Source organism: Paraburkholderia sp. RL17-373-BIF-A (assembly GCF_046030175.1).
Classification (GTDB): Bacteria; Pseudomonadota; Gammaproteobacteria; order Burkholderiales; family Burkholderiaceae; genus Paraburkholderia.
The window spans coordinates 1-545 of the sequence record NZ_JARESO010000392.1; the positions used below are offsets into that span (position 1 = coordinate 1).

General features: G+C 59.6%; 1 protein-coding gene. It reads left to right on the top strand.

The window, feature by feature from the left end:
• On the top strand, positions 1 to 468 hold a 468-nt coding region (locus tag P0D80_RS51035), incomplete at its 5' end, for an ATP-binding protein (RefSeq protein ID WP_408296548.1).
• Positions 469 to 545: the final 77 nt, after the last annotated feature.

Sequence of the window (545 nt, forward strand, 5' to 3'; positions counted from 1 at the left end):
GACAACGCGCTGATCATCGGTAAACCAGGCACCGGCAAATCGCACGTTGCGAAGGCCGTCGCCTACCAGGCCGTCCTGCAAGGCCACAAGGTGCAGTATCTTGAGACCGACGACTTCTTCAACCGTTACGCGCTGAGCCCGACTGCCCAGCGCGAAGCCCGGCTGCGAGCCATCCTCGAGAGCGATCTGCTCGTGCTGGATGACCTGTTCCTGTCGCGTACGATCCCCGACGCCGCTGGCGCACTGCTGCAAACGCTGATCCATCAACGCTACAAACTGCATCGAAGCGTTGTCGTCACGTCCAACCGCGTTGTGCAGGATTGGGGCGCATACCTGGGCGACAACACGATGAGCACCACGATCCTCGACCGGCTCATGCATCACTGCCACCTGCTTGAATTCGACGGCCGCAGCTACCGCCTCAAGGAAGCCGCTGAAACGCTTGCACGGAAATCGAAAACCAGCTAAATAACCCTTAGTCCTGCTTCACAGGGTGGGGGAATTTGCGCGACCATAAGTGGGGGAGTTTCAACTGACCGTCCGGG